The organism is Enterococcus sp. DIV2449a (assembly GCF_051711225.1).
Lineage (GTDB): Bacteria > Bacillota > Bacilli > Lactobacillales > Enterococcaceae > Enterococcus_D > Enterococcus_D casseliflavus.
Map to the genome: position 1 here is coordinate 3446427 of NZ_JBIOME010000001.1, position 8574 is coordinate 3455000.

Genomic DNA, 8574 nt, shown 5'->3' on the forward strand with positions numbered 1-8574 from the left:
CTATTGTTTTACTTCTTCAATCAAGAGCGAAGAGAGCAACTGATAAATAATCGAATCATTGCCCGAATTAAAAATCTCCGTATTTAGATCATTCATAATGATCGAACCACTGATTTTTCCTAACATCTGAGAGCTTGTTTCATTGATAGGATACGGCGCAAGCATGACTAATAAACGGGTAACAGCGATTTCTTTTTTATCCATCGCTAAAAGAGGCAAAGGTTGTTTCAAGTCGAAAATACGAAAAACTGGTTGCAGGATCGCCGAGCTCGCCGCGTGAAACAAGGCAAAGTGAGTGTCAGGAATGCCCACTGGCGCTTGGAAGTAGCGCCGTAAGAGACGATCAACGACTTTCTCACGATCCAAAACAACATGTTCATCAAAAGACGTCAGCACCAGCTGCAACGTTTCTTCCAAGTCCGCGGGGTTATCAATGGCCTGCACTTGAAACAGCGCCAATAGCTGGTTAATGGCTTCGATAAAAGCCAAGACCGCTTCATAGGATTCCTCTTTGACCAAAGTAGAGGGCGCTTTTTTGGCGGAACGTTTTTTCTGACTAATGGCTTGGAAGGCCTTCTTCAACTCTTGAATATCTTCTTCTAGCAGGATCGGTGAAACGAGTTTGTACTCTCCTTGATACCCTGGCAGCAAGGAAGTCGAGATCACCAAGTCATAGGTCTCCTCGATATTTTCCCGTTTGACATCTCCCACTCGAAAGAAGGTGATTTGATTGATAAAGGGAAAATGTTTCCGCAGCTGCATCTCTAATAAACTGATGGAGGCTAATCCGCTAGGAGAGATCCCTGCAATATTGACTTCTAACACTTTCGGATTTTTTTCCAACGAATTGGCAAAATGCAGGACCATATAGGCGATTTCTTCTTCCGAGAACTGCTGCTGAGGAAAGACCTGCGGCAGATGATTGCGAATCCCGCTGGCGATCTCGACATACTGGTTCATGATTTTTTCTAGGATAGGGTTGTTCAAATGATCTTCTTCTAAAATCGCCCGCGTCATCACTCCTGAGATATGGGTCAGCAGCATTTTATACAAGTTCGTATCTTCATAAAACGCCACTTCCGTTTGCTCACTGACCAATTCGATCAAGCGTTTCACACGATAAGCCAAGTCAGTATCAAAATTGTCATCAAAAAAATCACGATCAAAGGAATTAGCAAAATCACCTAGTAACACGGCAAAAAAGACGATTTCGTTGATGGAATAAAGCAGTTTCGTCTTTTCGGCGATCTGAGCAAAAATCTTTTTCGCCACCTTCAGCAAGTCTTTGTTGATCTGACTCGGGTACGTCTCTTCTTCCACCGTGTAGCCCAAAGCTACCCGATCCATGGCTAGCGCCAGCATCAAGACGATAAACGCCAATTTGCGGTCACTAAGTTCCTTGAACTGCGGCTCGATGGTTTCTCGAATCAGCCGCTGGGCTAGCAATAGATGGTCACGGGACAGAAATTGAAAAATAAACGGGGCTTCATCATCGGTTTCCAGTAAATGGAAAAATTGGTACTCATTGATCTCCATCACTAGTGTATTGGCTGTGATCAACCGCCGATATTTTTCGGAGCCTTCGATCTCATACCCTTGATTGCGCACGATCCTTAACGGCAGCCGTGCGAGACTTTCTTCTAGCTGTTTGATATCTGAAAAAAACGTCGTATTGCTGATTTGGTAGCGATCCAAGAAGAAATGACTAGATACAGGCTTCGTGGCGGTAGTCAGTTGCAGCAAAATACGATGTTGTCGCTCACTAGCCGCGAATTCTTGATCGGTATCTGCCATAATGGCTTCTTGCAATTGGCGAATGCTCGTTTCTGATGCAAAAATTTGGAAATGACCACGACCGACCTTCTCTAAGGTAGCTCCTACTGTTTCCAGCGATTTTTCTAAATTAGCCAGTTCACGGTACACCGTTCGTTTACTGACTTTTAAGACTTGCATCATGCGATCTAAAGAAACTGGACCGGTACTATTCATCAATTCCGTTAATAAAAGTGTTTCACGATTGGTCAAAAACATAGTCGACTCCTTCTGTCAGTAACTGACGATACGCATCTGTCGTCAATAAATCATCCACCACCAGCAAAGGAACATCTGGGATCGGGCACTTTTCTGCAAGTTCTTTCGGGAGGATATAGACTGCCGTAGGGTCAAGAGCTTGTCCTTCATACGCCATTTTTTTGATGGTCAAAGACAGCGCTTGTTGGCGGGCCATTTTGCTTAGTATCTCCACTGCCATCGTTTGTGAACCGCGTTTTTTTCCAGTATACAAAAAGATGATCGTTGAAAATCCTAACGAACTTGCTGCCTCGGTTTGCAGCGATTTTTGCGGATCCTGTTCTCTTCTTTGTAATTCTAGGATCAGCGGGGCATACTCATCAGCCGCCAAAAAATTATCTAACACATAATGCTGTGCGTGTGGTGTCTGCTTTTGGGCAATAGCTGCTAATTCCCGTTGGGTGATCACCAAAAGCGCGGGATCATCGATCACACGATAAATCGATTGATAGCGGACAGGAAACGTTAGCTGGGCTTCTTGTAACTGTTTTTTTAGTATGCTGGCACCAATCGCACTGGACCCCATCCCTGCGTCACAGGCCACGACGATCTCCGTGACTTTCTTCATTTTCGGCATCTTACGCTCCTCATTTTCTGTATTGGACTTCCGTTTTAACAGCACACTAGCGATCGCAAACGATACGACCGTACTGACGACAATCCCAGCTAAGACACCTAGGATCATAGACGGCGGTGTATTGAGTAAAATCGCTAAGATCGAGCCCGGAGACGCAGGCGCTCTTAAGCCTACCCCTAAAAATTGGAAGATCAGCGTGCCACTGAAACCACCAACGATCGGACCGAGCAACACCCAAGGATCGAGCAGAACAAACGGGAAATACACTTCATGAATCCCACCAATAGCCTGCACAAAAACGGATGCTGCGGCATTCGTTCGGTTTCGCTTTGAACCAAAAAAAAGATACGCCGCTAAGACTCCTAATCCTGGACCGGGGTTGGCCTCGATCAAAAATAAAACCGACTGACCATTGAGTGCCGCTGCTTCGATCCCTAGCGGTGTAAATAGACCATGGTTGACAATATTATTAAAAAACAAAACCTTCAATGGTTCTACAATGATATGAATAAAGGGCAAAACGTTTTGCTGAACAAAATAATCAACGAGCTGATAGCTGCCGAGACTGAACCAATTAAAAAGCGGCGCCAATAGGAAGTAACTGCCTAAAAAGAGGAGTCCGCCAAACGCACCTGCAATAAAATTGCGCACCAGCATCTCATAGCCACTTTTGACTTTGCTCACGATCGAATCACTGCGGTACAATAGCCAGCCCGCTAGCGGTCCCAGCAGCATCGCCCCAAAGACCTGGGGAATATCCGTTGCGAGAATAGCCCCTAAGACCGCCACTGCTCCTACGACCCCACCTCGTTCAGGCGCCAACATCTGCCCACCTGTATAGGCGATCATGAGGGGCAGCAGCACAGTCAAGACCCCTTGTTCCATTTGCTGGATCACTTGTTGATCGACTGAGAAAAAAGGCAGCAGGAATGAAATCAGCATCCACGCAATAAAAATACTTAAATTCGGCATCATCATGCGAGAAAGATAATTCGTATAAAACTTAACCGTTATCATTTTTTCTCTGGAAGACGAGGTCTTGTTCATTTTATCCGCTTCCTTTCTCTTCTCTATTATAAGATGTTCTGGCAAGACTGAAAACAAAAAAAGCATACGTTTTTTAAAACAGAAATCAAAAAAAGCTGACGTAAAACGCCAGCTTTTGAAATAGCTTCAATTGATTTAGTTTACGCGTACCGCGAAATCTGGTGAGTAATAAGAGTAACTGCTAACAGAAACATTTTGACCTGGTGTTGGTGCATGAACGTATTGTCCGTTACCCATAGCGATCGCCACGTGGTGTGTGCTTCCGCGGCTACCCCAGAATAACAAGTCACCAGCTTTTGCTTCATTGATCGAAATCACCGTACCAGAAAATTCTTGTGCGTACGTTACCCGTGGTAATGAGATCCCAACTTTAGCAAATACATATTGTGTAAAGCCAGAACAGTCAAAGCCGTCTGGTGTCGTACCACCCCATACATAAGGAGTACCAATATATTTCATTGCTTCTGCTACGATTGCTGAACCGTTGACCGTTTGTGCGGGTGCAGGAGTATTGCTTGCACCATTGCCGCTATTGTTCGATCCTTGGTTGTTATTGCTATTGTTATTGTTGGCAGGAGTCGATGGTGTCGTATTTGTTGAACCGCCACCTTGTGATGAACTGCCTTGCGTAGTATCAGTCGTCGTACTAGAATTTGTTGTTGAGTTTGATGTCGTTGAATTCGACGTTGAAGACTCGCTTGATGCTGCTTCCTGAGTAGCTGCTTCAGCTGCTGCCGCTTCTTGAGCCGCTGCCTCTTGTGCTGCTTGTTCACGAGCGGCTGCTGCCGCCGCTTCTTCTGCAGCGATGCGTGCTTGTTCTGCTTCGTATTCTTCTTTTTGTTTTTCTAAATCAGCTTTTTCATCTTCTTTAGATGCTTGTTGAACAGCCAATTCCGCTTGTAAAACATTTAAATCGGCTTGTTTGGCTTGTAGATCCCCTAATTGTGTTTCTAATTCAAATTGGTTCGCTGCGATTTCTACCAATTTATCGTCGTTTTCCGCTTTTTTCGCTTCAACTGCTTCTTGGTCTGCCTTTTGTTGATCCACAAGATCTTTGTTAGCATTGACGATCGTCGTCATTGCTTGCACACGGCCAATAGCATCTGTTAAAGAGTCAGCTTCTAATACTGCATCAATAAAGTTCGTGCTTTGACCATTGACTTGAACGTCACGGGCTTGTTTTTGGATCGCTTCTTCACGCTTTTCGATTCTGACTTTCAAATCAGCAATTTCTTGCTTCAACTTTTCAGAATCCGCACGCAAATCACCTTGTTGTTGCAACAAAGTTTGGGCCTTTTCATTGATTGCTGCCACGTCGCTTTCAAGTGCTGCTACTTGTGACTGGATGCTCGCTTGCTGGTTTTGCAAGTCAGAGATCTCTTTATTTTTTTCTTCAATTTTATTGTCAAAATCTGATGCAAAGACAAGTGTCGGTGCTGCTGCAGAAGTAAGAACAATTGAACTTACTAACAATAAAGATAAAATTCGCTTTTTCACTCTTCATTCCTCCGGCTGTTGCTTCCCCTAATATGGTTTTTTTATGTATAAATGCTTAAGAATACCTAAAGTCCTTCACGATAGTGTGATTGTAACACAGCCGTATGTCAGAGAGATAAAAGGAATATTACAAAAACATTTCAATCGCTGTTATTTTTATACAGTCAAACGCAAAAAAAACGAAGCTATTCGTCTTTGAATAGCTTCATGAATGGAACGACTAAAAGGATAAACAAAATGATGTTCAATAAAAGCGTTGGTGCTAAAAAGCGGGAAACAAAGAATGACGTGCTAACTGATGCGATCTTAAATAGCAACTGGACGCCCAACGTCACAACTTCTAAGCTTGTAACAAAGATGATCATTCCGAAAAACATGGTAAATACATTTTGATAAAGCGTATTTTTCAAAATATACATGATCCATACGATCAAGGGAAACGCCACCGTGTAGATGCCGATCACACCGACATAATACACGTCATAGAGGCAGCCGATCACAAGCGCCGTGGTGATCAAAAAGTTTTTCGGCAAATACTTCGCGCCACATAAAAGGGCGATCAATAAAAGATGCGCACTGGCGATATAATTGTCTTGGGTCCATTTTTCCAAAAAACGCGTCAGTTGTCCATCTGCCAACATCATCAAAAAGAAGACGCCCGCTGCCAGGTATTTGATGTAGTCATGCTTTTTCATGGCTATTCCTCACCTGCCAAGCGTTTGATAATCGTTACTGCTTGAATATCATACATTTGGGCATACGGTTTTACAAACACTTGGGTATCAAGACCAAACTCATCTTTGGTGGTACGGATCACTGTTCCGATCGCTAAGTCGGCAGGTGAGTTTCCTCCTAATCCAGAGGTCTGCACGACATCGCCTTCCTTCAGCTCATTGTCCCCTGTCAACTGGGTAATGACCAAGGAACGTTCTTTTTGATCGTAACTACTTAGAATCCCAAAGTTTGACCCATCTTCGCCGCTGATCCGAACCGGATAGTGGTTAGAATTCTGGTTTTCAGAAGTCAAAAGTTCAATTTTAGAAGAAGCTGCATTGACTTCTATCACACGACCAATCAAGCCTTTTTGCGACATGACCGCCATGTTGACCTCAACGCCGTCTCTTGAGCCTCGATCCACGATCAGCATATCTTGCCAAGTATCAGGTGACCGATTGATGACATTGGCGGAGATCCGTTCATAATTCGTCAAGGTCGCATTCAGCTCTAGCTCTTCTTTCAAGGCATCGATTTCTCTTTGCGCATTGTCCTTCGCTTGTTCCAGTTCATCAAAACTGTCCAATTTCTCTTTTAAACGTTCATTTTCTTCATACGTCACAAACAAGTTTTTGACTGAATTCGCCCCATTTTCGATCCAACGAAAAGGCGCCGTAATCACTTTATCGATAAAGCCAACGGAGTCATTGACCGTTGATTGCACAACATTGGTGGAGTTTCCCGCAGCTCTGCGGGCGATCGTCACGCTTAATACGGTGACAACTAAAATCACAATAATCAATGTGATGATAATATTTTTATTAGGATTAAACTTTTTCACAAAGACACCTCAAATAATTCCAAACTGTAGTTCCAATTTTACCATTAATACCCTGCAAACAAAAGCTAAGTTGACCGTCTTAATGTTTTTTTTGTAATTAAGTTTCTGAAATTTTCAACAAAAAAAAGAGACGTTCCGTCTCTTAATCACAACTTTGAATGACTGCTATCATCCCGCTGCTAAAGGAAAAACCTGCTGTTTGTGTCAGAAATTCATTGCTGGCATAAGAAGTTGGGTACGGCACTTGGACGTTTTCTAATAAATACTTGCTACCTGTCAACGTCAAATCTGTTACCGGCGTCAAACAGCAATACGCCAAATACTGCATCTCGGGTTCTTTTTCTAATTGATAGGTGCCTGGTAAAAAGAACTGAACGACATTTTGACGATCTAAAAAACGCAGATTTGGGGCAAATGGACGAAACCGATCTTCTAAAGGCAGCCATAGATTGGCTAAAAGATGGTCGAGACGTCCTCCTGTTACACCAATCAAGTCGATTTGCGCTTCTGGATAGCGACGCAACGTCTCCACCAATGCCAATTGGGTATCTGTATCATCTTTTTCAGCAGGGGCTTGGATCACTGTGTTGACTTGTTGTTTGACCGCTTGCAGTTCGGCTGCGGTCAAAGAGTCGAAATCACCGATTGCTAGATTGACTGGCCGTTGGTGCTGAAGCAAAAACAGTGCCCCGCGATCAATCCCAATGTATTTGTCATACGTCATCAGCGGTGGCCAATTTTCAGGGCGCCCCCCTGCTGCTAACAAAATCTTCATTTATTGCAAAGCTTCTTTCAAGGCTCTGATTTGTGCTGCAGGTTCATCGGCATCGTAAATATAGCTTCCTGCTACGAAGACATTTGCACCTGCTTCCAGGCAACGTTTGGCTGTCTCAGGAACGATCCCGCCATCTACCTCGATATCATAATGGTAGCCTTTTTCTTCTTTTAAAGCAGCCAACGCCGCAATTTTTTCTAGTGATTCTTCAATAAAGGATTGCCCACCAAACCCTGGATTGACCGTCATGACTAACACTTGATCACACATGGATAAAACATGTTCAATGGCTGATACTGGTGTGCCTGGGTTGATGACGATTTCTGCTTTGACATTTTCTGCCACAATCATTTGGATCGCACGATGGATATGAGGTGTTGCTTCCTCGTGGATCCCAATGATATCTGCCCCAGCTTCTGCGAAGGCATGGATATACTTTTCTGGTTCGGTGATCATTAGGTGAACATCCAACGGCAGTTTGGTAACTGGGCGAATCGCTTTAACGATGTTTGGGCCTAAGGTAATATTAGGGACGAAATGACCGTCCATCACGTCTACGTGAATATAATCTGCGCCATGGCGCTCTACCAACTCAATGTCTCTTTGAAGATTTGCAAAATCGGCACTTAAAATAGATGGTGCTAGTTTTATCATGCTTTTCCCTCACCTTTTCTTCTTTTTATAAACCGGACGTCGGTTTTCAATCTCTTCTAAAAATTGCACGTAATTCTTATAACGAGTCTCGGCAATCTCATTTGCTGCAACCCCCTGCTTAACTGCACAATCAGGTTCATTAAGGTGCATACATTCCCTAAAACGACAGTTGGCAGCTACCGCTAAAAAGTCAGGAAATAGTTTGGGTAACTCCACCGCTTCGATTTCCAAAAAGTCGATCGAACTAAATCCTGGTGTATCGGCAACCAATCCATCACAAATCGGCAAGAGCTCCACATGACGGGTCGTATGTTTCCCCCGCCCGAGAGATTCTGAGATCACTCCTGTTTCCAATGCCAATTCTGGGACGATCCGATTCAGCAATGTCGACTTTCCAGC

The 8574-nt window shown here is 43.8% G+C and carries 8 protein-coding genes (1 of these 8 cut by a window edge); all 8 read right to left on the reverse strand.

Annotated features, from left to right (window positions below):
- Positions 1–2031, reverse strand: a complete 2031-nt coding sequence (locus IGI76_RS16420) for a BglG family transcription antiterminator (RefSeq protein WP_194185750.1) — start codon at positions 2029–2031, stop codon at positions 1–3.
- A complete protein-coding gene (locus IGI76_RS16425) occupies positions 2012–3760 on the reverse strand; it encodes a PTS mannitol transporter subunit IICB (RefSeq protein WP_194185751.1) in 1749 nt (582 codons plus the stop codon). The genes IGI76_RS16420 and IGI76_RS16425 overlap by 20 nt, the downstream gene beginning before the upstream one ends.
- A 69-nt stretch (positions 3761–3829) precedes the next feature.
- The gene (locus tag IGI76_RS16430) at positions 3830–5191 is read right to left on the reverse strand and encodes a C40 family peptidase (protein ID WP_194185752.1); all 1362 of its coding nucleotides are present in this window, start codon (positions 5189–5191) and stop codon (positions 3830–3832) included.
- 185 nt (positions 5192–5376) lie between these two features.
- Positions 5377–5886 carry a rod shape-determining protein MreD gene (gene mreD / locus IGI76_RS16435; RefSeq protein ID WP_005230239.1) on the reverse strand — a complete coding sequence of 170 codons (510 nt, stop codon included), beginning with the start codon at positions 5884–5886 and terminating at the stop codon, positions 5377–5379.
- Positions 5887–5888: 2 nt separating this feature from the next.
- Positions 5889–6746: a rod shape-determining protein MreC gene (mreC, locus tag IGI76_RS16440; protein WP_010748844.1), complete on the reverse strand. Its 858-nt coding sequence runs from the start codon at positions 6744–6746 to the stop codon at positions 5889–5891.
- A 142-nt stretch (positions 6747–6888) separates the two neighbouring features.
- The gene (locus IGI76_RS16445; protein ID WP_194185753.1) at positions 6889–7521 is read right to left on the reverse strand and encodes a thiamine diphosphokinase; all 633 of its coding nucleotides are present in this window, start codon (positions 7519–7521) and stop codon (positions 6889–6891) included.
- Positions 7522–8175, reverse strand: coding sequence for a ribulose-phosphate 3-epimerase (gene rpe / locus IGI76_RS16450; protein ID WP_438781732.1), 654 nt, complete (start codon positions 8173–8175; stop codon positions 7522–7524).
- Between the two features lie 9 nt (positions 8176–8184).
- A protein-coding gene (gene rsgA, locus IGI76_RS16455; RefSeq protein ID WP_115233033.1) for a ribosome small subunit-dependent GTPase A crosses the window boundary here: on the reverse strand, positions 8185–8574 show its 3' portion. The gene runs 495 nt beyond the window's last position; the window shows 390 of its 885 coding nt (coding positions 496–885); the start codon falls outside the window, past its right edge — the gene reads right to left on this strand; it ends in the stop codon at positions 8185–8187.

What these genes read in the sequence shown, in the direction of transcription:
- rpe (WP_438781732.1), bottom strand. Translation starts at nt 8,175, where the DNA reads ATGATAAAACTAGCACCATCTATTTTAAGTGCCGATTTTGCAAATCTT.
- IGI76_RS16420 (WP_194185750.1), bottom strand. Translation starts at nt 2,031, where the DNA reads ATGTTTTTGACCAATCGTGAAACACTTTTATTAACGGAATTGATGAAT.
- IGI76_RS16425 (WP_194185751.1), bottom strand. Translation starts at nt 3,760, where the DNA reads ATGCTTTTTTTGTTTTCAGTCTTGCCAGAACATCTTATAATAGAGAAG.
- mreD (WP_005230239.1), bottom strand. Translation starts at nt 5,886, where the DNA reads ATGAAAAAGCATGACTACATCAAATACCTGGCAGCGGGCGTCTTCTTT.
- IGI76_RS16445 (WP_194185753.1), bottom strand. Translation starts at nt 7,521, where the DNA reads ATGAAGATTTTGTTAGCAGCAGGGGGGCGCCCTGAAAATTGGCCACCG.